12 protein-coding genes are annotated in these 23,745 nt (G+C 68.5%); 10 read left to right on the forward strand and 2 right to left on the reverse strand.

The genetic code is table 11. The features are described 5' to 3' along the window. Window positions 1–3 precede the first annotated feature (3 nt). A complete protein-coding gene (locus ACFVV1_RS36385; protein WP_389998593.1) occupies window positions 4–3,027 on the reverse strand; it encodes an amino acid adenylation domain-containing protein in 3,024 nt (1,007 codons plus the stop codon). 1,181 nt (window positions 3,028–4,208) lie between these two features. On the opposite strand from ACFVV1_RS36385, the gene ACFVV1_RS36390 reads away from it, so the two are divergent. The 7 genes from ACFVV1_RS36390 to ACFVV1_RS36420 all read left to right on the forward strand — a co-directional run bounded on the left by ACFVV1_RS36390 (window position 4,209) and on the right by ACFVV1_RS36420 (window position 11,652). Continuing rightward, window positions 4,209–4,475, forward strand: coding sequence for a MoaD/ThiS family protein (locus tag ACFVV1_RS36390; protein ID WP_389998596.1), 267 nt, complete (start codon window positions 4,209–4,211; stop codon window positions 4,473–4,475). A 6-nt stretch (window positions 4,476–4,481) separates the two neighbouring features. Then, window positions 4,482–5,318, forward strand: coding sequence for an acyl-CoA thioesterase (locus ACFVV1_RS36395; protein WP_389998599.1), 837 nt, complete (start codon window positions 4,482–4,484; stop codon window positions 5,316–5,318). Beyond that, the gene (locus ACFVV1_RS36400; RefSeq protein ID WP_389998602.1) at window positions 5,315–7,051 is read left to right on the forward strand and encodes an acyl-CoA dehydrogenase; all 1,737 of its coding nucleotides are present in this window, start codon (window positions 5,315–5,317) and stop codon (window positions 7,049–7,051) included. The genes ACFVV1_RS36395 and ACFVV1_RS36400 overlap by 4 nt, the downstream gene beginning before the upstream one ends. Window positions 7,052–7,117: 66 nt before the next feature. Then, complete coding sequence (locus ACFVV1_RS36405) at window positions 7,118–7,348, forward strand: acyl carrier protein (protein ID WP_389998605.1); 231 nt, start codon at window positions 7,118–7,120, stop codon at window positions 7,346–7,348. Continuing rightward, on the forward strand, window positions 7,345–9,735 hold the full coding sequence (locus tag ACFVV1_RS36410) for an acyl-CoA dehydrogenase family protein (RefSeq protein WP_389998608.1): 2,391 nt from the start codon (window positions 7,345–7,347) through the stop codon (window positions 9,733–9,735). The genes ACFVV1_RS36405 and ACFVV1_RS36410 overlap by 4 nt, the downstream gene beginning before the upstream one ends. Before the next feature lie 69 nt (window positions 9,736–9,804). Beyond that, window positions 9,805–11,418, forward strand: a complete 1,614-nt coding sequence (locus tag ACFVV1_RS36415) for an MFS transporter (RefSeq protein WP_389998610.1) — start codon at window positions 9,805–9,807, stop codon at window positions 11,416–11,418. Window positions 11,419–11,469: 51 nt separating this feature from the next. Beyond that, a complete protein-coding gene (locus tag ACFVV1_RS36420; protein ID WP_389998613.1) occupies window positions 11,470–11,652 on the forward strand; it encodes a hypothetical protein in 183 nt (60 codons plus the stop codon). 302 nt (window positions 11,653–11,954) lie between these two features. On the opposite strand, the gene ACFVV1_RS36425 is transcribed toward ACFVV1_RS36420, so the two are convergent. After that, a complete protein-coding gene (locus ACFVV1_RS36425) occupies window positions 11,955–12,173 on the reverse strand; it encodes a heavy-metal-associated domain-containing protein (RefSeq protein ID WP_389998616.1) in 219 nt (72 codons plus the stop codon). Window positions 12,174–13,107: 934 nt separating this feature from the next. Here ACFVV1_RS36425 and ACFVV1_RS36430 point away from each other — a divergent pair. The 3 genes from ACFVV1_RS36430 to sbnA all read left to right on the forward strand — a co-directional run bounded on the left by ACFVV1_RS36430 (window position 13,108) and on the right by sbnA (window position 23,741). Then, the gene (locus tag ACFVV1_RS36430) at window positions 13,108–16,221 is read left to right on the forward strand and encodes an amino acid adenylation domain-containing protein (protein ID WP_389998619.1); all 3,114 of its coding nucleotides are present in this window, start codon (window positions 13,108–13,110) and stop codon (window positions 16,219–16,221) included. Between the two features lie 720 nt (window positions 16,222–16,941). Further along, entirely contained in the window at window positions 16,942–22,743 is a 5,802-nt protein-coding gene (locus ACFVV1_RS36435) for an amino acid adenylation domain-containing protein (RefSeq protein WP_389998622.1), read from the forward strand. Continuing rightward, window positions 22,740–23,741 carry a 2,3-diaminopropionate biosynthesis protein SbnA gene (gene sbnA / locus ACFVV1_RS36440; protein WP_389998625.1) on the forward strand — a complete coding sequence of 334 codons (1,002 nt, stop codon included), beginning with the start codon at window positions 22,740–22,742 and terminating at the stop codon, window positions 23,739–23,741. The genes ACFVV1_RS36435 and sbnA overlap by 4 nt, the downstream gene beginning before the upstream one ends. The last annotated feature ends 4 nt before the right edge of the window (window positions 23,742–23,745 follow it).

Below are 23,745 nucleotides of genomic sequence, written 5' to 3' on the forward strand. Positions count from 1 at the left end.
ACCTCACAGGAAGTCGATGGAGGTCAGATATCCGATGTAGCGGTCGAGCATCTCGCCGTCCACGGGCGGAATGTCGATACCGCTCCCCCGCAGGGCGGCCTGCACGTTGTCCTGCGAGAAGGTGGGAAAGGTTGTTTCCAGGTACATCTCGGCGACGCTCATGGTGCCGGTGGAGCACCGGTCGATGAAGAGCGGGGCGAAAGGTGTCATCGGGTGGTTCGGCTGCTCCACGGCGGTCGTGACGATGCGCTCCAGCCACTCGTCCCAGGGGACGTCGCGGATCGTGTGGCCGTGGGCGCGAAGCCGGTCCGCGAGGAGCGAGACGTTCGCCTTGCCGGGGTTGGTCAGGTGGAACACCTCTCCGGTGGGCAGGCGGCTGGCGGCGATGTGCACCAAGGCGGCCGCGTAGCAGTCCACCGGCGTGTAGTCCATGGGGAGCTCGGCGATCGGTGAGGTCCCCGTGTCGACGATGAACCGCTTCATCGCGCACATCTCGGTCGCGGTGTTCCAGGCACCGGTCGTCCGATCGCCGGAGATGTCGGCGGCACGGTAGACGGCGACGGGCAGGCCTTCCGCGGCGGCGTTCCGGAGAAGCGCTTCGGCGACCCACTTGCTCTCCACGTAGCCGACGGAGAGATGGTCGGCGTGGGCGAGCGGTGTCTCCTCGGTGACGTGCCGCACCCCCGCGGTTCCGAAGCCGGAGACGACCGCCATGGTGGAGACGTAGTGGACGGGGATGTTCCGGTAGCGGCCGGCCATCCGGATGATCTCGCGAGTGCCTTCGACGTTCGTCGGACGCATGTGGGAGTAGGGGTAGATGAAGTTGACCAGCCCGCCGGGATGGTAGATGACGTCGATGATCCTGGCGAAGTGGTCGAACTCCTCGTCCGGCAGACCGAACCGCGGCTTGTCGAGATCTCCGGGGACGGCCGAGATCCGCCCCTCGGCCCAGTACGGCTCCAGGCCGTCCTTCATGTAGTGCAACGCGTTGGCGGTGATGCGTTCCCGCGCCCGGTCGGCATCCGCGGCACGTACGAGGCAGTGAACGGTGGCGCTGGTGGTCGCCAGGAGTTCACGCAGCAGGTAGATGCCGAGGAATCCTGTCGCGCCGGTGAGGAACACGTGGGACGGATCCGCCCACGCCGTGGAACTGTGCCGCTGGATCGGGACGCCGACCACCGTGTCGGCCTCCAGGTCGATACGGGAGGTGCCCGCGGCGTCGCGCGTGCCGGCACGGGCGGACTCCACCGCGGCGGCGAAACTGCGCAGGGTCGCGTCATCGAGGAGCAGCCGGATGAGGGGGCGTACCTGTGTGATCAGAATGCCGAGCGAGGCCCGCACCTTGGCGAGCAGTTCGGCCGCCAGAATCGAGTTTCCACCGAGGTCGAAGAAGTTGTCGTCGGGTGCCACCGAGTCCACTTCGAGTACCTGGCACCACACGCCGGCGACAGCCCGCTCGACCATGCTGGCGGGCTGAGCGTCCTGGTCGGTCCTGAGCGTTGTGGGGTGTTCCCGCGACGGATCGGGCAGCGCCGCGAGGTCGATCTTGCCGTTCGTCGTCATCGGCATGCTGTCCAGCTGGACGAACTTCGCCGGGATCATGAACGTGGGCAGGCGGCCGGCGACGAAGGTGCGTAACTCACCGGGGGCGAGCCGGTGCACGGTGCCGCTTGCCGTGAAGTAGGCAGCCAGCTGCAACTCGCCCCCGACGCTGAAGGCCGTCACCGCGACGTCGTCGATGTCGGGGTGCGCCGACAGCGTTGCCTCGATCTCGACAGGTTCCACACGAAATCCGTGGATCTTGATCTGCCGGTCAGCCCGCCCGGTGACTTCGAGGTTGCCCTCGGCCGTCCAGCGGCCGAGGTCACCGGTGCGGTAGAAGCGCTTCGCACCGCCCGCCTGGTCCGGCAGGGAGACGAAGCGGTCCTTCGCCCGGGCCTCTTCCGCGAGGTATCCCTGAGCGACGCCGGGGCCGCCGATGTATATCTCGCCGTGTTCCTGGGGCGGGACCGGCCGCATCTCCTGATCCAGCACGAGAACGGCCGTGTGCGGCAGGGGGCGTCCGATAGGTGCCGGCCCCTGGGCAGGGAGCAGCTCCGGGCCCACCTCCATGGTGCACGACGTGATCGTCGTCTCGGTCAGCCCGTAGGCGTTGACGAGTCGGGAGTCCGGCATGAGGCGCAGTGCCGTTCGGCAGTCGGCGGCGTGCACGGCGCTGCCGCCGACGATCGTGAGCCGGATGGGCAACTCGGCGGGAGATCGCTCGAGTTCGGCGAGGAACGCGCGCCAGTAGGAGGGGGTGAGGTCCATGACGCTGACGTTCAGCGAGGTGAGCCTGTCCGACAGCTCGCTGGGGGCCCAGCTGTAGTCGGGCAGGACGAGAGTCGCTCCGTTGAGGAGCGTGTTGAGGATCTGCTCGATGGATGTGTCGAAGGAGAGCGCGGCGAACTGCAGGACGCGGTCGTCCGGGCCGATGCCGTACCGCTCGTTCACGTTCTGGCAGAGGTAGTCCAGGGATGCATGGCGGACCTGGACGCCCTTGGGTGTCCCGGAGGATCCCGAGGTGTAGACGATGTAGGCGGTGTCCGAGCCCTCAACGGTGACGTCCGGCGGGCCGGCATGCTCCCCGGCGGTGCTGCCACCATCGGTGAGAGTCGGCACCGGAAAACCTGCGAAGCGGTGCTCCAGACCGGGGTGGGTGACGACGGCGGCGCTGCGGGTCTCCTTGATGTACGTGGCGATCCGGTCGTCCGGAGCTCCGGGCTCCACCGGCAGGTACGTTGCCCCTGCCTTCAGGGTTGCGAGGAGCGACACGATCAGGTCGATGGAACGTCCGAGGTGAGTCATGACCACCGACCCACGCCCGACCCCGAGGTCCTGGAGCCTGTGCGCGAGCCGGTTCGCACGCTCCTCGAGCTCGCTGTAGCTGATGCGGTTCCCGTCGTGTTCCACCGCTATCGCCTCGTACCGTGCGGCCGCCACGGCCGCAAAGCGTTGGTGCACGAACAGCTTCCCGGTTGTGTCCATGAGTCCTCTCGTCCATTGCAGGTATGAAGAATGCCGCGGATCGTGAAGGGGATTTCGGGTGTGATGAAGTGCACTCCGGAGGCTGTGCAGGCAGCGGAGCGCCATAAGGGAACGGGGTCATTCGGCTAGGTGTTTCCAGCAATTGAGCTGAATACCTGACCCCGCCGGCCTGCCATCCGTGGGTTGCAGTCGCGACCTCAACCGCGCACTGACAAAACGGACCCGGCGGGAATATCAGCGTGGTCGCACAGTGAAGTGGTGTGCAGATTTCTGCGAGATTTCGACATGACTGAACCACACATAATCAACGTCTCCCCCATTGACCGGACCGGCTCTTCAGCCGCAAAACTGCGAAATCTGCCGACGGGCCGCTCTTCGGCAGTACGGCCTGCTCCGTACGGATGCTCCGACTGTTCCGACCGGCGGCCAACCGGGGGTGCGCTGCGCACTGTTCGCCTTGCAGTTGACTGTGACTATCGGTTCGAACGCCGTTGAGGAAACCCCATGGGGGTAGCCCCTGTCAATGGCATCAATCGCCTGCGGCATGTCGCGTCACCTACCGTGAAGGATCTGTGAGCGCAGCCCCTACGGAGGTAAGCCCGGGGGTCGTACGTCATGGCAACGGAAATTTTGAAGGGTGCGAAGCGGAACGGTCGGGTTGATGTCAACTGCCGCACGGAGGTAGGCCCGGAGCCGGCGGACAGGCCGTCTCTCCGGCGCGGCAATTGACCCTTTGCTTGTCCGATCTGGAGCGTCGCAATAAAAGGGAGCAGAGAGCTCCGCATGTGGAATCCACCCATAGCGGCGCACTTTGATAGTGAGGGACGCAAGGGTGGGGCGCACTTATGGCCAGAGCTTCACAGCCGACTCCCCCGAGTGCGGCCCGAAAGGGCCTTGCTTCCCGTAGGGGGTAGGGGTATACCTTGCCTCCGGTACATCCGCCCCCGACGCGCACCCATCCTGTGCGCGGACGGCCACAGCCGAGGTGAAACCTCCGCGTTCCTCACGAAGTCCCTGGCCCAACCTGCGGGCCGCTGCTGTCCGTTGTCGGAACGAACGGACATGGCCGGCGCCGAGCCCCCGCGTCCGCCCCGCCCGAGGCAGGGCGGGCGGGCGTCGACCGGACTGCCGAGCAGCGTGACACGAGAGCAACTACCGCCAGTACAGGAAAGGTCCAGGCAATGATCGTCAAGGTCAGAGGCGTGCTGCTTCGCTTCACCAACTACGAGAACGACATCGACGTGGGGGGCGCCACAGTCCGTGATGGCCTGATCGCTCTCACCGAGCGCTACCCCAATCTCGCCGAGGTGCTCCTGGACCGTGACGGCGACGTCCGTCCGACGCATCTCATCGCTCTCAACGGCGAACAGCTCTCCCGAAGCGAACTGGACCAGGAGGCGACCGGGGACGACCGGGTGGACATCGTCACCGCGATATCCGGGGGTTAGGTCTCGATGGCACGCAAGTCCACCTATGAAGTGGTGCTCGACGCGGGCATGTTCACCCCCATTCAGCTGCAGCCCACCGCCGTCGGCAGACTCGGGTTCCAGTCCGGCACACGCTGGGTGCGCGATCACGTGTGCAGTCACCGCCGGCTTGTGTCGGAGCACCGGGTCGGATTCGTCCTGTGGTCGTGGCAACTGGAGTACGAGAAGCCGCTGCGGTTCGATGATGCCGACGCGATCACCGTCGCCGTCGAAGCCCGGGTCCGCGGCCCGCGGTCCTCCCAGCTGGAGTTCGAGACGACGTTCTCCAGCAGCGCGGGTATGGCAGTGCGCACGCGCGCCACTTCGGTTCCGCTGCAACTCAGCGGCGACGCGGCTCTCTCCGGCACACCGGCCGTCCTCCCCGCCTCTCTCGTCTCCGCGTTCCAGGACGACGAAGTCGAGCGCACAGCGTCCCGCTCCCCTGTGCCGGCGCTGCGGGCCGCGTTCGAGCGGGACGGTGAACGACTGGCCTCGGACAGCGAGGACCTGCCGACCTTTCGCATTCACCGTCACCACTGCGAAGTGGCCGATCAGTGGTACTGGGCCGAGTCCCTCGGCTTCGCCGCAGGAGCACGGGAGGAGTTCGTCAGGCGGCACGGCGCAGCCATCCCTGAACTGCGCAGCGCCCTGTCCACCGGGTTCCGCCGGATCGACGCCACATGGCTGCGGACCGGCCAGCTGTGGGACCTGCTCCAGGTCCGCACCACCGCCTACCGATACGGCGAGTGCATCGCATTCGTCCATGAACTGGAGCTCGTCGGTGACGAAGACGGACCGTACGCGATCATTGTGGAGCGCACATGACCAGTGGTGAGACCTCCTTACCCTCCAACCCGCCCCTGTTCCAGGCAGCGGCCGAGCTCGAACAAGCGCTGGGCTGCCCGTTCGACCCCAGCACCGGCATGTCACTGGCCGGCGGAGTACGCGCGGACGAGTTCGAGGCGGAGCCCACCGCAGCATACGAGGCGGCCTGGGCGGCCGGCCTGCATCACCACATCGTGCCCGTTCCGGAGGGCGGCCGACTCGCCTCGTTCGAGTCGATGGTGGGCGTGGTGCGGGCAGCGTCACGCCGGGACCTGGCCGTCACTGTCGGACTCGGCTCCACGCTGCTCGCCGCCATGCCGATATGGGTGTGGGGCGACAAGCCGCAGCGCAACAGGGTTGCCGAGCTCATCCTGTCGGGGGCCTGGGGTACGGCCGCCATCAGCGAGGAGGCGGCCGGAAGTGACCTTCTGGCCACGGGAACCCGTGCCACAGCGACCGCCGGCGGTTATCTGCTGGACGGGAAGAAGTGGCTGGTCGGTAACGGGCGCCGGTCGTCCTTCGCCACGGTGCTCGCCGCCTCCGAACCGTCCTTCGGGCTGTTCCTGGTCGACTTCGCCGCCGTCGGCGAGAGCACCGTGCAGCGGCTGCCCAAGGTTCCCACCCACGGCCTGCGCGGACATGACCTGAGCGGATTCACCCTGAATGGCTGCCGGATAGGGGCCGCCGCCCTGCTCGGCCGTCAGGGACGCGGGATCGAAATGGTCACCGGCATGCTTCAGTTCACCCGGACGATGGTGGGCGCCACCAGCCTCGGTGCCGCCGACACCGCCCTGCGGATCGCCTTCCGCCACGCACGCACGCGCGTGCTGTACACCCGCGCGGCGCTGGAGATCGCGCCGGTGCGCTCGCTGCTGGCGCGCTCCTTCGCTGACCTGCTCGTCGCGGAATGCACCGAACTGGCCGCAGCCCGCGGGCTGGATGTGGCCCGGCGGCGGATGCCCCTGTGGTCCGCGGTGGCCAAGTACGTGGTCCCGTCCTTCTGCGTGGACGCGGTAAACAGCTGCGGGGAGGTGCTGAGCGCACGTGCCTATCTGCGCGAAGGCATCGCGCACGGCGTCTTCCAGAAGCTGTCGCGGGACATCGCCATCACCCCGGTGTTCGAGGGCACCGAACTGGTCCAACTGGACACCATCCGCAGCCAGCTGGTGAATGGGCTGCGGCGACGCTCGACGGGCGGAGCGCGTTCCGAGCTGCCCCTGGACCTGCTGTTCGGCTTCGGAGAGCAGGAACAGCCGCCGCCGGCGCCTCGCGACGAGCGCCCGCTGATCACCTACGGCGGTGTCGACGAGGTGACCGACTGCCTCGACGAAGCGGTCGAGGCACTGCACGACGACCCGGAACTCGCCGCGCTCGCCCGGCTGCTGTGCACGGCCCGGGACCAGAGCCGGGAGACCTTGCGCAGGGCCGGCACGGAGCGGACGGCCGAGGCGTACGAAGCAGCCCGCCGGCACTGCCTCGTACACGCGGGCGCCTGCTGTCTGCACACCTGGATCCAGCGCCGGGACGCACTCGGCGGCTTGGCCACCGACCGGGCCTGGCTCTCGGTGGCACTGCGTCGCGTGCTGATGCGGCTCGGCTCGCCCGTCGAACCCGACTGGGACGCAGAAGACCAGCTGGTGCGACGGCTCGCAGATCTCGACGACGACGACAAGGCGTTCTCTCTCGTTCCGCTGCGCCTCGCACCGCAGCACCGAGAGCCGACGCCAGCCTGAACCCAGGAGGACGCTATCAACACCGCAAACGGCACCACCGAGTCTGTCGGCAGCTGGCTCTCGATATTGATCGCGGACATGCTCGGCGCCCAGAAACACGAGATCCCCTTCGACCGGCCGCTCGGCGAGCTCGGCATGGACTCACTCACCGCGGCTCAGCTGTCGGCCGATCTCGAGGAGCGCTTCGGCGCCCTCGTCTCACTCGACCGCTTCCTCGGCGAGGAGACCCTCGACCAACTCGTGTCCAAGCTGAGCCGTGACGCCGAGGCCGGCCCCGCAGAGGAGTTCACGGCATGACGTCACGAGCACAACGGACCGACGCGTCGCCCCCGTGCAGCGACGGCCGTCCGACGCCGGAGGCGGAGGCCGAGCAGCTCCGCGGTGAGGCTCGGCGCCGCTTCGCAGGCTTCGTACGCGAAGCGGTCAACCCCGGCTCGTACTTCCGCGAACGCAGCCACCATGTGGTCGACAGGTCCGTCATCGAGCGGGCCGCCGGGATCGGACTGGTGCAGTTCTCGCTGCCGACCGAAGTCGGCGGCGAAGGACGTGACAAGTTCGAGTGGGGGCTGGTCGTCGAGGAACTCGCCCGCATCTCGCTCGACCCCGGCTTCTCCGTGCTGATCGACACGACGGTGGAGATCACCGAAGTGTTGCTGTCCAGCGGCAGGCGGGAGCTCATCGAGCGCTACGTCCCAGACCTCGTCACGGGACGGCGCTATGTAGCGCTGGGCGCCTACGAGAGCAGGGACCCGTACGACTACGAGACCACCGCCCGGCTGGAGGGCGAGGAGTGGGTCCTGCAGGGCACGAAACACTTCGTCACCGGCGGTCTTGTCGCCGACCTGTTCGTCATGTTCGTACGCGACGAGGCGTCCAACGACATCCTCGCATTCGTGGTGGAGAGGGACGACCCCGGCGTCACGGTTCTGCCGCTGGAGACCATGGGCCTGCAGAGCATGGCTCTGGCCCAGGTGGTCCTGCACGAGGTGCGCGTGCCCCAGTGGCGGCAGGTGTGGCGCGCGGACGCGCTGAGCGAGTTCAACGCGTACGCGCGCGGTCGTCGGATCATGACCGCGTGCGGCATCATCGGCGCGCTGGAAGGACTCGTCTCGAACTGTGTCGAGGCACTGTCCACACGCCGCCGAAGCGGGCGTCGCGTCCTCGACTACCCGAACGTCGAACGCTCCATCGGCGAGATGCGGATGCTGCTCGAAGCCTCCCGTGCGACCGTGCTGCGAGCACTGAGCGGCACCCGGTCACTGGACAGGGACGCGTATTTCGACGAGTTCGCCACCGTCGCCAAGCATCACGCCGCCGAGAGCGCACTGCGTATCGGCCAGCTCGTCATGAACCTCCAGGGAGGTGAGGGCTACATCAGCACCTTCCCGTGGGAGGGGTTCATGCGCAATGTGCTGGGGCTGATCGGCGGACAGGGTTCCCAGGAACTGCTGCTCATGCAGTTGGGACAGCGCACGATCGTCGGTCTGGAAGGCAAGCGCATACGCGAGAACGCCGCCGAGCTCGCCGTGGCCAAGCTGGCGGACTCCTGGTGGACCCTGCACGCGGCCGAATCCGTCGCGCGCGATCCCGCCGGCCGGTTCGCCCCGGCGGCACTGTCCGTGGCATCGGCAGCCGGACTCGATCCCGTCGGCACGGAGCCCGGTCAGCTCAGCGGACTTGTCGCGTTGCTCGACCGCGCTCACGCCTTGGTGGAGGCCGTCCGGGCCGGACGGGCACCCGATGCCATGCCGCAAGGGCCGGAGGGACAGTTCGTCGGACGCCTTGAGGACGTGGCCTTGAAGGCGTGGAACTGGCTTGCGTGCGCCATTGCCCAGGAAACCGGCATGCTTACGCGGCTGCTGCGGCCGTGCACGGTGAAGGAGGCCGCCGCGGGCCTCCCCGAGGACTTCACGCGTGACGTCCTCGAACTCCTGACGGGATCCGTCGTCCACAGGGGCGCCGAGGGTCGATACACCACCGATCAGCGCCTGGAACAGGCACTGATCAGTGGTCCCCGCACCTCGGCCTTCGTCGCGCGGCTGCGGCGTGCTCTGTCCCGCGGCGCGCAGTTGCGCACCGGCAGGCCGGTTGCCGGGCGGGAGTCTGCGGTCGGATGCGGCGGCGAGTCGCCGGCCCTCGCCGACGTCCTGGTCAACTCTCTGCTCGGAAGGCTCGAGGGGCTGCCACAACTGCTGTCCGGCCCCGGTGCGCGGGTCGGATGCGCCGCCGGTGACGGCGGCCGGTCCGCGGCCACACTGGCGCGGAACATCCCCTGCGCATCAGTGCTTGCCCTGGAGCCGGGGCAACTCGCCCCTAACGCCACCGCCGATGTCACGGTGGAGTCCCGGGCCTGCGACCTCGATGGATTCGAGGAGGACGACGGTCTCGCTCTCGCATGGCTGCCGGCCGCCGGGCTGCCGACCTCCGATCTGCGACGGGCCATCACGGCCTGCCGGGACGCATTGCTGCCCGGCGGCTGGATCGTTGTGCCGAACCCCCTCCCGCCGAGGCGCCCGGTGGGGGCGGCAGCAGCACGACTCGATGCCGAACTCGCGGGCGCGACCGGGCCCGTGGAGGAGGGCGGTGTCGAGGACCTGCTGACGGAGGCGGGGCTTGGACACGTAAGAACGATGTGGGAGGACGCCGCACTCGGCATCCGCCTCACCACGGCACGACGTCCGTAGTCACATCGCCCGAGGCCGGCAACCCGGCCTCTGAACTCGTAGACACATCATCCATGTGAGGGGTCCTGTATGTCCGCAGAGCGAGCGCCGTCACTCACGAGGTGGTGGACACTCGGAATCGTCGCGCTCGGCACGTTCATGCTGATGCTCGACCTCAGTGTGGTGGCTGTGGCGCTGCCCGCGATTCACGAGTCGCTGGACAGTAGCTTCGCGGACCTGCAATGGGTCTTCGACGCATACGCCCTCACTCTGGCGATCTTCCTCGTGGCCGCGGGCTCACTCGCGGACCGCCTCGGTCGCAAGAAGGTCTTCCAGGTGGGTTTCGCGGTCTTCACCATCGCCTCACTTGCCTGCGGCCTCGCCGGTGACGCCACGGCCTTGAGCGCCTTCCGCGCCGTTCAGGGCCTTGGCGCCGCCATCATGTTCGCGGTCGGCCCCGCCATGCTGAGCCACGAGTTCCATGGCAAGGAACGTGCCACGGCCTTCACCGTCTTCGGTGCCGCTGTCGGCCTCGCGGTCGCCACCGGCCCGCTGATCGGCGGTTCTCTGACCAGTTCCCTGTCCTGGCGCTGGATCTTCTACATCAACGTCCCCGTCGGCATCATCGCCCTCCTCATCGGCATGCTCCGCGTCCGCGAGTCGATGAACCGCAAGGCCCATCCCACCGACTGGCCCGGCCTCGTCACCTTCAGCATCGCCCTGGCCGCCTTGGTCTTCGCCACCATCCGAGCCCCCGAGGAGGGCTGGACCAGCGCCTTCACGCTGGCCCTCTACTCCGCGAGCGTCGTCTTCCTCGCTGTGTTCCTGGTCATCGAACGCCGCCTGGGCGAACGCGCGATGCTGGACCTCGCGTTCTTCCGCAATCCCACGTTCGTCGGTATCTCGCTCGTCGCCATGATCGGCAACGCCGGGGCCTTGCCCTCGATCTTCTTCGAGACGGGTTACCTGCAGAACATGCTCGGTATGGACGCCTGGCAAGCCGGCCTGCGCTTCCTGCCCTTGACCATCGCCATGTTCTTCGCGGGCGCCATCGGCGGCAGCCTGATCGGCAAGGTGCCCTTCCACTTCCTCCTCGGCGGCGCACCTGCCGTCATGGCAACAGGCCTGCTCTTCCTCAACATGACCGAAGCCGAATCGGCGTGGACTGTCCTCGTCCCCGCCTTCGTGGTCGCGGGCATCGGCATGGGCGTCTTCAACCCCGCTCGCGCCGCCCTCGCCATCGGAGTCGCCCCACCCGCCAAATCGGGCGTCGCCTCCGGCATCAACGAAACCTTCCAGCAGGTCGGCATCGCCGTGGGTATCGCGGGTGTCGGCGCCTTCTTCCAGAACCGCGTCACCTCCGGCTTCACCGGCTCCAAAGCCGGCGAGCAACTCGGCCACGGCCGAGCCGAAGAGGCCGCCCACGCCATCAGCTCGGGTTCCCTGGAAACCGTCGCCGACGGGAGCGGCGCGCTGCGCGAGCAGATGCTGCGCGCCGGACAGGACGCCTACATGGACGCCTTCCACAGCGCCATGAATATCTGTGCCGTCCTCGGCTTCGTCGCAGCGCTCATCGGCTTCCTCGTGATCCGCACCAAGGACCTCCACTACAGCGCCCTGTCCAACATCCCGCCGGACATGGACCACGGAATCCCCCTTCCCGAGGAAGACGCCTCAAGCCCCACCACCACAGCCGCCCCCTGACGCGACGCGCGCGAGGCCCGGCCGGGCAACAAGGGCCAGGTGCACACAGGCGTGTTCACCGGGCCCGCGATGCTGCCCCTGCTCACCGGACTGGCCGAGGGAGCCTGCTCCACCGGAGCCGTCACGCGCGAGCAGACGGACAACTGGGTCGCTGAGCAGCGCGTGCGGGCCGAGGCCGATCGCCTTCTCCTGGCAATGCCGATGTTCATGGCAACGGCGACCGCACCGCGGTGAGGCTGTGGCCAATGATCCGGGCCAAGCTGAGCGAAGAGACTGTCCTGTGGCGCAGCGCAATTGCGACTGCGGCCTCGTCACATGGCCCTGTGCCCACTCCCCCGATCCAGTGTCCGCCCGATGAAACGAGCGGACACTGATTCACGGGATCACTCACCTGGGCGCCTTGCAAGCACAGGATGTTGATGCCGCCACAGCACCAGGCTCCGCAAGGTGTGAGGCTGCGGCCCGAAGAAGCGCCGCGGCCGTGAGTCGGACGACGGGGTGGCGCGCTGTCCGACGCAGCAGTTCGGCCTGCTTGTTCACCGGGTCTCCCCGTCCGTCAGTTCGTAGCCCGCCTCGTCCACTGCGGCGGCGACAGCGCCGAGGTCGAGAGATTGCTCGCTGGTGACCGTCACCCTGCCTGTCGCCAGGTCCACCTGGACAGCTTCGACCCCCGCAAGGGCAGCGACCTCTGAACTGACCGCCTGAACCCAGTGTTCACAAGTCATTCCCTTCACCTCGTATACATGCTCCACCACGGAGATTCCTCCTTCCCGTGAGCCTCCAGCATACCCCTAGGGGGTAAAATGGGGGCTGTAGTGGCCTTCCAGGAGTGCCACAACCGGTCGCCCGGCCCAGCGTGACGACTGCCGCGCCCTCGGCGCCGCGACGCGGCTCGATGAGTGCGACGCAGATGGTCCACCGGTTGCCCACCTCGCGAAGAAGCGACCACGCTGCGGACGATCCGGCTTCTTGGCTGGCGAACTCAGCTACCCCATGGGTCCAGACGCCGGGTTCCACCGGGCCCCGGCGCCATCTCGTAGAGCTCACCCGCGTTCGCGACGACCTGGCAGCCCATGGGGTCGGTCAAGCGGGCGACACAGGGAGGGCAGTTGAGATTTCGGCCGGGCTGCGGCCAGCCGACTGCCCTGCGATCCGGCGCGTTGCACGGTCAGGATCAGATCTCACCTCTGCAGGAAACCTTGCATCCCCCTAGGGGGTATAGGTATAACTGGTGCCGCAGTCCGACGTGTGTGCCACCGGCCAAGTCGGCCGCATGCGCACTCGCCATGGCTGAACCACCACAACCCCTGGGGAGAATCCTGATGTCGTGCTGTTGCGCATGCGGCTATCGCCACACCGCCTCAGGAACCGATGGGTCCATAGCACCGCACCCCGTATTTCCGGGATGATCAGCGATCTTTGCGCAACTCCCTCTAGCCCGGATTGACGGCGCTGACATCGGCGATGCGCTGATCGTGAAAATGACCATCGCGATTTCCGTCCGTGGGCAGTCGGGCCGCCTGGTCGCGGCGCGCCAGCCCCAGAGGGGCTCTGAGGCGCATGGAGAGGCGGCCCCGGGATCCACATGCTCGTCTGCCTATCTCAAGCCCGCCGGACTGTTCCCGGTAGGCGGACCTCTGACGTCAAGCACCGATCCCACTCGTTGTTCGGCCGCACCTGGAGAACGCCATGAGTGACTCTCCGTCCTGGGACGGGCTGATCGAGGACCGCTTCCGCGAGCAGGTTCGGACCCGGCCCTCAAGTCCGGCATTGGTATCGAATGGCTCAGTTCTGACGTATCGCCAGCTTCATCGTCGGGCGGCGAAGGCCGCCGCCGGACTGCGACAGCAAGGAGTGGCGCGCGAGACCCTCGTCGGCCTGGCCTTCGACCGATCCGCCGACTCGATCGTGGCGCTGCTCGCCATCGTGCTCGCCGGCGGGGCCTATGTCCCCCTCGACCCGGCCTATCCAGAGCTCCGGCTCGGCCAGATCACCGAAGCGGCGCGTCTGCGACTGGTTATCTGCCCCGACGCGGTGCGCGAGCGGTTCACCGCACCCGAGCCGGCAGCAACGTACGGCCTGGGGGATCTACTGCGGCTCGCCGAGCGCGACGGGACGCCGGGCCCCGACACCGGGTCGCCCTCCGCACCCGCAGGGCGCTCGCCGCTGGCTTACGTGATGTTCACCTCCGGCAGCACGGGACGCCCCAAGGGGGTGATGATCGAACACCGCGGGGTACTACGGCTGGTCACGAACACGGATTACGTCGACTTCTCCCCGCAGCAGCGAGTGCTCCAAGCCGCATCGCTCGCCTTCGATGCTGCAACCTTCGAGATCTGGGGCGCGCTGTTGAACGGCGCGTCGCTCCACATCATCGACCACGAAACGGCAGTCGTACCGTGGCGTTTCGAACGAGCGATGCGGGAAGGGGGCATCACCCTGGCTTGGGTGACCGCCCCGCTCTTCCATCGCATCGCGCAGGAGTACCCGGCCGCCTTCGGCTCCCTCAACACGCTGCTGAGCGGCGGGGATGTCATCTCCCCCACCCATGTGGCGCGAGTCCGTCAGGCCTGCCCGGAACTCACCGTCGTCAACGGCTACGGGCCGACCGAGAACACTACGTTCACCACCACGTTCCCGATCTCCGACCGGATCGACGGCCCACTGCCGATCGGCCGTCCCATACCTGGCACCACGGTGCGGGTCTGCGACGAGCGAGGCTGCCCAGTCCCCCCGGGAACCGTAGGTGAGCTGTGCGTCGGCGGTGCCGGCCTCGCCCGCGGCTATTTGGCCGATCCCGCCCTGACCGCCCGCAAGTTCGTCACTTTGGACGGCCTGCGCCACTACCGAACCGGTGACCTGGCCCACGCCGACGATGACGGGCTGCTGCACTTCCACGGCCGCCAGGACGATCAGATCAAGATCCGCGGACACTTGGTGGAGCCGGCCGAGGTCAACACCGCACTGCTGGCGCTGCCGGGCGTGGTCGACGCGTACACCCGCGTCATGGGCGAGCCAGGCGAGGAACGGTTCCTGACTGCGTACGTGGTGGCGCCTCACGACGACGTGCCGGTGATCCGGCGCCGACTGCGCGAGCGGCTTCCCGGCTACCTGTGCCCCGACCGATTCGTCCGGCTGAACCGGCTGCCGCTGAACCCCAGCGGCAAGGTCGACTGGCGCGCGCTGCCCATCCCGGAACTCGAGCCCACACCGGAGGTGGACGGCCGTGAACTCACGGACGAGGAGCGGCGGCTGGCCGACCTGTGGGCAGACATCCTGGACCTGGAGCCCGCGGTCATCGGCCCCGATGCCAACTTCCTCGCGCTCGGTGGCAACTCCTTGCGCCTGGGCGTGCTGATCGGCCGACTGCACCGGGATGCCTCGGTACACCTGAGCTACGCCGACGCCTTCGCGGCGACGACGCTCGCCGCCATGGCGCGCGCGATTGCCGCGGCCGACGCCGCCCCGGTGCCGGCCCTCCCCCGGCCGGCACCGGGCGCGGTCCCTCTTCTCCCGCAGCAGCGAGGCCTGTTCGCCACGTGGCAGGCGGAGCCCGAGTCCCTGGCGTACAACATCCCCGTCAAGGTGGAACTGACCGGGCCGCTGGAACCGGAGCGTCTCCGGGCCGCACTCGACACGGTGGTGGGCCGCGAAGAGGCCCTGCGTCTGCAGTTCACCGCCGACGGCGACGGCGTACAACAGGAACCGGCCGCCCCCGCCGCACCGGAGTTCGTGTTCCTGCCCGCGCCTGACGAACGGGCCGTGACCGGCTTTGTTCGCCCCTTCCTGCCCCACCGGCCCGATGGCGCTCCGCTCCTGCGCGCCCTACTGGTGTGCACAGGTGCGGCCAGGCATGAGTTGTATCTGGACACCCATCACGTCGTCTTCGACGGTATCTCGCTGCGGTTACTCATCGAGCAACTGCTGACCTCGTACGGTGGCGAGCGACTGCGCGATCGGGCAGTCGGCTACCGCACCGCCGCTCAGTGGGCCCACGAGCGGGCCGGTCACGGCTCCGACGTGGACGACGAGACCTACTGGTTAAGGCAGTTGGAGGACGTCCCGACCACGCCGGTGCTTCCCGTGGACCGCCCTCGCGGGCAGCGCCGGGCCACCCGCGGTGCTGTGGTCAGCGCCATGCTGGACGCGGACCGCTGTGCGGAGGTGCGGGCAGCCGCGCGGAGGCACCGCACCACACCGTTCGCTGTACTGTTCGCCGCCTGGGCGGCCACTCTGGCGCGCCTGTCCGGATGCCAGGACTTCCTCGTGGGGACCCCCACCAGCGGTCGATCCCGACCGGAGTTCGCCGATGTCGTGGGCATGTTTGCTCATACTGCGTGCCTACGGGTGCGGCTGGCGCAGGACACCACGCTGGACGCGCTGGTGGCCCAGGCGGACCGACTTGCCCGCGAAGCGCTGTCGCACCAGGGGCCGCCGTTCCCGCAGCTGGCGCGTCGGCTCGGTGTGCCGGCCGACCCGGGCCGCAACCCGCTGTTCGATGTCATGTTCGCCCTTCAGGACATCGACTTCCACCTCGTCCACGCAGCAGGCCTGACCGCACGTACGGAGCTGCTGAACCCGGGTACCACCCGCTTCGACCTGAACCTCCAGGCGTACCTGCGACCGGACGAACTGCGGTTGGACCTGGAGTACGCCACCGACCTCTACGATCGCGCGTCCGTCGATCTGCTCCTCGGCGAGTACCTGACGGCACTCGCCGACCTGCTGGCGGACCCCATGGCCCCGGTTCGCCGGGCGTACACCGCAACGCCCGCCGCGCAACTGCCGGACTTCGACCTCTGACCGCCGCGACGACGCAGACGAAGGACATCATGACCACCACCTTCCAGCTCAGCCGAGCCTTGCAGTCTTTTCCCGAGCAGGCCGAGTACTGGCGGTCCCGCCTCGCCGCCTGGGAGGAGCCGACTCTCCTGCCGCGTGACTTCCTCGCCCACGCCTCCGAGCCGACCCACGACGAGATCGTCGTGCCGCTGTCCACCGAGTGCTCGGCCCGCTGCCGGGGCCTTACGCGAGACCAGCCCGCCCTGGCCCGCGTACTGAGCACCGCTGTCCTCGCGCTGCTGGGCGCACGCGCCACAGACGCCGAACAGATCCAGGTCGTGACCGGGCACCCGTCCCCCGGCACCGACCAGGTGGTCGCTCTCCCGTTGGGCGTGACCGTGGCACGGGACGGGACACTGCGCCAGTTACTCGCCGCCGCACGCGCGGCATATCAGGAAGCGGCCGGGCACCTCGACGTCCCGGTGGGGGACATCCTGCGAGCCGAGGGCGCCCACCCCACCGACCTCGCGGCCGGTGTCGACGGTGAGTTGTCCACTGCCGAGGCCGACCGCGCGGGGTGCGTGATCCAACTGAACGTGCAGCTGGCGACGGAGCCGCACCTGTCCCTGCGCTACCGGACGAACCTGTTCGCCACGGACACCGCGCACCGGCTGGCCCACACCTACGTCCGACTGCTGGACGCGACCACTCTGGAGCCGGACGCCCCCTTCGGCCGTCTCCTTGACGCCGATCCCGACGAACGCGAGGCAATCTCCCGCTTCAACGCCACCGAAGCGGCGGTCCCCACAGACCTCACGCTGCACCGTCTTCTGGCGGACCAAGCCGGACCGGAGTCCGTCGCGCATCGCCATCCGCGACGACGGCACCACTTACGCGGAACTCGACCGTCAGGCCAACCAGCTCGCCCACCGGCTGCGGGCAGCCGGGGTGGGGCCGAACACGGTCGTGGGTGTCTGCCTGCCCCGGTCCCCACTTGCCCTGATCACCATCTACGCGGTACTCAAGGCCGGCGGAGCCTACCTGCCCATTGACCCAACGCTGCCCGCCAACCGCAAGGCGTACATGCTGGAGCACAGCGAGGCCCGTGTCGTGGTCGGCGACTCGGCGGCCTGCGAAGCGCTCCCCCGCTGCGGAACGTTCGTCGACGCCACCGAGCCGGGCGTCCTCGACGGCGACGCGTCGGCGCCCGAGGGCGGCGCCGGTCCCCACGACCTGTGCTATGTCATCTACACCTCGGGCTCCACCGGCCGCCCCAAAGGGGTCATGCTGGAGCACCGCGCCGTCGTCAACCGGCTGGTGTGGATGCAGCGCGCATACCCGTTGGCAGCGGACGACGTGATCCTGCACAAGACACCGTTCACCTTCGACGTCTCCGTGTGGGAGATCTTCTGGTGGACACTCGCCGGAGCCGCCGTGTCCACCCTGCCCTCGGGCGCGGAGAAGGACCCCGCCGCCCTGATCGCCCGGATCGCCGAACACCGCGTCACCACCATGCACTTCGTGCCGTCCATGCTCCAGGTGTTCCTGCAGTACATGAAAGGGGACAGCGGCGACCTGGCCTCACTGCGCCAGGTCTTCACCAGCGGAGAGGCGTTGGGCACCGCCCATACGGTCCGCTTCGCGGAGCAGCTCACCGAGCCGCACGGCTCCTCACTCGTCAACCTGTACGGCCCGACTGAGGGCGCGGTCGATGTGACGCACTTCCCGTGTGCGGAGGTGGACCCGCGGCGCCCCGTCCCGCTCGGGCGGCCCATCGACAACCTGTTGCTGCGGGTACGCACCCGTGCAGGCACCACCGCCCCGATCGGTACACCCGGTGAGCTGTGCATCGGTGGGGCCGGCCTGGCACGTGGATACCTCAACTCGCCGGACCTGACCGCCGAGCGTTTCGTCGAAGACCCGGACTTCCCGGACGACCGTGGCTACCGCACCGGTGACAAGGCCCGGTGGCTCCCGGACGGGACGCTGGAGTACCTGGGACGGCTCGACACCCAGGTCAAGATTCGTGGCTACCGCATCGAGCCCGCGGAGGTCGAGCACGTCGCCGAAGGTACGCCGGGTGTCACCGCGTGCGCCGTTCTCGCGGTCGCCGACGACTCCGGCCACCGCAGCCTGTGCGCCTACGTCGTCCGCGGCGACGACTACGACGAGGCGCTGCTGCGCGACCGACTGCTTGCCGAGCTGCCCTCGTACATGGTCCCCCAGTTCGTTGTCCCCGTGTCTTCCATCCCCACCAACCACAACGGCAAGCGGGACGCAAAGGCGCTTCCACCGCCCCACCGGGCAGCCCACCACTCGGAGCGTCGCGCGCCCACCGGCGAGGTCGCCGTCCGCTTGGCGGAGATATGGGCGCGGGTACTGGGCGTCCAGGACATCGGCCTCGACGACAACTTCTTCGCCATGGGTGGTGACTCGATCACGATGGTGCGGGTGCTCGCCGAGGCGCGGCGGGCGGGGCTCGACTTCTCCTTCCAGGACCTGTTCGCCCACCCCACGCTCGCCAAGCTGGAACCGCGGGTACGGCGTGAGGGGCCGGACGACAGCGCGGCTCGCCCACTGAACCTGCTCGCCGCGGAAGACGTGCACCGCCTGCCACCGGACGCGCAAGACGCGTACCCGCTGTCCGCCCTGCAGACCGGTCTGCTGTACGAGGTCGAGCTGACGGGAGCCCGTTCAGGGCTCTACCACGACATCGTCAGCTTCCGCATCGGCGAGCCCGTAGACCTGAACGCGTTTCGCAGTGCCGCCGACATGGTGGCCGCCCGCCATCCGATGCTCCGAACCTCGCTCCATGTCTCCGGCTACAGCGAGCCGCTGCAGATCGTGCACAGCGAGAACCCGGACCTGGTCGGGGTCACTGACCTGTCGCGATTGGACAAGGCCGGGCAGGAACGCGAACTGGACAGCTACTACAAGCGCGAACACGCCCGCGGCTTCCGGCCGGAGACCGGCGGCCTGGTTCGCGTCCAGCTGCACCTGCTGGGCGAGCGCGGCTACCAATACAGCCTCAGCTACCACGCGGCAACGCTGGACGGCTGGAGCGTCAGTGTGGTGCACCACGACCTGTTCGCCGCCTATCTGGCGCTGCGCGAGGGCCGCACACCGAAGCTCGCACCGCTCGGCACCGGCTACCAGGACTTCGTGCAACTGGAGCGGGAAGCGGTCGACTCGGCGGCGAGCCAAACCTTCTGGCAGGACGTCCTGGACGGCCACGAGGGCAACCGACTGCCCCGCCTCCCCCTCGACCTGGTCGGAGACAGTGGGGTGGCCATGCACGACGTTCCACTGGCAGACGGCGTCCCGGTGGGGGTCACACGGGTGGCCGAGAGACTGAACGTGCCCGTGAAAACAGTACTCATGGCCGCCCACCTGGCCGTCCTCTCCCTGGTCACCGGCTCGGACGACGTACTCACAGGCTACGAGCACAGCGGCAGGCCCGAGGTCGCCGACGGGGACCGGGTCACCGGTCTCTTCCTCAACACCCTCCCGTTCCGGGCTCGCGTCGGCGGCGGCAGCTGGTCGGGCCTCATCCACGACGTCTACCGCGCGGAGACCGACCTGCTGCCGCACCGGCGATATCCCATGAGCGAGATGAGGCGGCAACGGCCCGTCCAGGGGCCGTTGTTCGAAGCCGTCTTCAACTTCACACACTTCCACGTGCTGGACGATTTGCGGCGCGAGCACGGGCTGCGGCTGGTGCGCAGCCGGGTTGCCAGCGAGACCGAGTTCCCCTTCAGGGCGGAATTCTGGCAGGACGCCTTCACGGGCGCGGTGGCACTGTCGCTGCACTACCACCGTGAGGAGTTCCCACCCGCGCAGATCCAGCGGATCGCCGGCTATTACCGAAGCGCGTTGGAACTGTTGGTCTCTGACCCCGACGCCGGTGTCAGAGACGTCAGCCTGCTGAGCGACGGGGAACGCGTGCTGCTGGCGGGGTTCGCCGGCCCGGCGCGCGAGCTGCCGAAGGGCGGAGTGCTCGCGTTGTTCGCAGCCCAGGTGGCTGCCCGGCCGCAGGCTGTCGCCGTCCGAAGTGGCCCTCACACGCTGGACTACCGCGGGCTGGACATCCGTTCCGAACGGCTGGCCTCCCGGCTGAGCGCGGCAGGGGTGCGCTCGCACGATGTGGTCGCCGTGCCGATGGATCGGGGTCTTGCGTGGGCGGTCACCGTACTCGCCGTGCTGAGGCTCGGCGCCGTCTATCTGCCGCTGGCTCCTGGTGACCCTGCCGCCCGGCTGCGCGCCGTGCTGACCCGGTCCGCATGCCGTCATGTGCTGACCACCCGCGAGCACCGGGACACGTTGGCGCGCGAACTCACCGCGGCGGGTGGGCCCGAGCCGGGGGTGCTGTGCTACGAGGAGCTCATGGAGGAGGACGGGCAACGAAGGGCGAAGGGCTCGACCCAGGGCAGCGGGTCGCCGTTGTCCGTCAGGCCTCCCGCACACACCTCGGCCCCTCACGACCCCGCCTACCTGATCTTCACCTCGGGCTCCACCGGCGAGCCCAAGGGAGCACTCGTCCATCACGAGGGCTTGCTCAACCACCTCCTCGCCAAGATCGACGCGCTGGCGATGACGGAGCACGACGTGGTCGCCCAAGTGGCCACCCAGTGTTTCGACATCTCCGTCTGGCAACTGCTGTCAGCATGGCTGGTCGGCGGCCGCACGGTGATCTACGGGGCCGACGTGGTCACGGATCTGCCGGCCTTCGCCCGTGCCTTGGAGGGCGACGGTGTCAGCGTGCTGGAGGTGGTGCCATCGTTCCTGGATGCCCTGCTCGGCGAACTCGACATCCGACCACGCGCCTTGGCTGCGCTGCGCTGGAATCTGGTGACCGGCGAGGCCTTTCCGCCCGCGCTCAGCCGTCGCTGGTTCGAGCGGTACGACGTACCGATGGTCAACGCCTACGGACCGACCGAGACATCCGACGACGTCACGCACCACACCCTCACGGCGCCAGCCACGGGTGATCGAGTGCCCGTGGGCCGGCCGATCGCCAACACCGGCATCCACATCGTCGGCACCGACGGGCGGCACACGCCGGTCGGAACCTACGGCGAGATCCTTGTGACGGGCGCGGCCGTGGGCCTCGGCTACCTCAACGACCCCGAGCGCACCGCCCAGTCGTTCGCACCGAACACACTCGATGCCGCGTCCGGTGTGCTGTACCGCACCGGCGACATCGGCCGCTGGCTCCCTGGCGGAGTGCTGGACTGCGCAGGCCGGCATGACCACCAGACCAAGGTGCGCGGACACCGGATCGAACTGAGCGAAGTTGAGGGCGCACTGGCCCGGGTTCCCGGCGTGGACCACGCCGTGGTGCTGCTGCGCCGCGAAGGTGGCCGTGACCTGCTGACGGCCTGGTACACGGGCACCGCCGAACCCCGGCCTGAGCTTCTGCGAGCCGAGTTGGCGCAGTCTCTTCCCCGGTACATGCTGCCGGATGCTTTCGAGCGCGTGGACGCGTTCGCAGTCACCCGCAATGGCAAGGTGGACCGCGCCGCCCTGCGCACCAGTCCGCTCGAAGCGCGCGCACGTCCTGACGGCGAAGCTCCGGAGAGCTGGGCAGAGGCCGAAATGGTGGCGGCCTTCGCAAAAACCCTCGGCCTGCCCCCGGACGCCGTCGGCGTCACGGACGACTTCTTCGATCTGGGCGGGCACTCCCTGGCCGCAATGAGCCTGGCGGCCCGGCTGCCCGGCGGCCTGACGCTCCGCGACCTGGTGGCCCACTCGACCGCCCGGGCCCTGGCCAGGCGGGTCGGCGACCCGACATCCGTGGGCCGAAGGGGCGTGACACTGACCGACCTGACCGCGTCCGCAGGGCTGCGGCCTGGAGGCGCCCCTGCCACAGTGGTGTGCTTCCCCTTCGCGGGCGGCACCCCGGTCAGTTACCTGGACTTCGCCCGGGCGCTGCACAAGACCGGCGCCCCGGTCCGTGTTCTGGCCGCCGACTACAGCGAGGCGGGGCCCTCGGAACTGGCGACCGCCCTCGCCGGCCAGGCCGAGGGGCCGGTCTTCCTACTCGGCCACTCGTCCGGAGCGGCCCCGGCCCTGGCAACGGCCTTCGCGCTGCGAAGGGCGGGCCGCGAACCCGCGCACGTGTTCGCTGTGGCGTCGCTCCCGCGCACCGACGCCATAGCGTACGAGCCACAGGAGCAACTAACTCGCACCGACGAGGAGGTCCTGAACTGGTTGGTGGAGAACACCGGTCTGGACGCGGCGTCCCTGTTCTCGCCGGACCAGCGGCACCGGCTCGCCGAGGCTTTCCGACGCGACGCGGCCGCCGCCGCGTGGTCCTGGGCGCAATTGCTGGCCCTGCCGCCGGACACCGTGCTGGACAGCCCGATCACGGTGCTGCTCGCGACCGACGACCCGCTCATGCGGGACCACGAACAGCATGTCCACCGCTGGGGCCGCTTCACCCGCGCATTCGCTCTGAGCGTCGCCGGGGACGGCGGCCACCACCTCAACGCGACCCGACCCGAATTCCTGGCGGAGCAGGTACGAAGGGTGGTACGGCCGTGAGAGCTCACTGGGCCTATGAAATGGGGTGGGGACACGCCTTCCTCGAACTCCCCGACTTCGTGCTCGGCTTCTCCACTCACGTGAAACTCGAAGGCCTCAACCCGACCGGCTCCATCAAGCTCAAGGCGGCTCGCGCGATGGTCGAGAACGCCGAGGCCGACGGAATACTCAAACCCGGCTCCAGGCTCATCGAGTCGACCTCCGGCAACCTCGGCATCGCACTCGCCTCGGTCTGTGCCGCCAAAGGCCACCGGCTCACCCTGGTCACCGATCCGAACGCCAATGAGTACAGCCTGCGCTTCATGCGGGCACTGGGCGCCGAGGTGATCACGGTCACCGCGCGGGATCCCAACGGGGGCTTCCTCCAGAGCCGAATCGACTTGATTCACGGGGTACTGGCCGAGGACCCGTCGGTCGTGTGGCTCAACCAGTACACCAACCCGGCCAACCCCGGGGCGCACCTGGACAGCACCGCCGTGGAGATCTTCCAAGGGTTCGGCGAGCCCGACTGGCTGTTCATCGGCGTGGGCACCAGCGGCACCCTGATGGGGGTGACCGAGTACGTGCGACGCACACGTGCGGCCACCCGGATCGTGGCCGTTGACACCTTGGGCTCGGTCACCTTCGGCGAAGCGCCCGGGCGACGGTGGATTCCTGGCCTGGGAGCCAGCAGACGGCCGGAGATCTTCGACGCTCACGGCGCCTTCGACAAGGTGCTGATCGAGGAGCGGGAGACGGTGCTGATGTGCCGTCACGTGGCCCGATCTTACGGCCTGCTTCTGGGCGGCTCCTCAGGCACCGTGCTGGCCGCGGTTCGGGCCATGCGCAACTCCATCGCGTCGGGCAGCACTGTCCTCGCCATCTCTCCCGACTTGGGAGACAGGTATCTGGACTCCGTCTACGACGACGACTGGGTCACGAGGCGCTTCGGGCCGACCGTCCGGACTCATGCGAACCGCGGCACGGACACCGACCCGACGAACACGGCGCTGACATGACGAA

The sequence above is a fragment of the Streptomyces sp. NPDC058092 genome (genome assembly GCF_042884935.1).
Taxonomy (GTDB): domain Bacteria; phylum Actinomycetota; class Actinomycetes; order Streptomycetales; family Streptomycetaceae; genus Streptomyces.

Excerpts from the sequence above, each read along its gene's own strand:
- ACFVV1_RS36385 (WP_389998593.1), bottom strand. The coding sequence starts at position 3,027 with ATGGACACAACCGGGAAGCTGTTCGTGCACCAACGCTTTGCGGCCGTG.
- ACFVV1_RS36390 (WP_389998596.1), top strand. The coding sequence starts at position 4,209 with ATGATCGTCAAGGTCAGAGGCGTGCTGCTTCGCTTCACCAACTACGAG.
- ACFVV1_RS36395 (WP_389998599.1), top strand. The coding sequence starts at position 4,482 with ATGGCACGCAAGTCCACCTATGAAGTGGTGCTCGACGCGGGCATGTTC.
- ACFVV1_RS36400 (WP_389998602.1), top strand. The coding sequence starts at position 5,315 with ATGACCAGTGGTGAGACCTCCTTACCCTCCAACCCGCCCCTGTTCCAG.
- ACFVV1_RS36410 (WP_389998608.1), top strand. The coding sequence starts at position 7,345 with ATGACGTCACGAGCACAACGGACCGACGCGTCGCCCCCGTGCAGCGAC.
- ACFVV1_RS36415 (WP_389998610.1), top strand. The coding sequence starts at position 9,805 with ATGTCCGCAGAGCGAGCGCCGTCACTCACGAGGTGGTGGACACTCGGA.
- ACFVV1_RS36430 (WP_389998619.1), top strand. The coding sequence starts at position 13,108 with ATGAGTGACTCTCCGTCCTGGGACGGGCTGATCGAGGACCGCTTCCGC.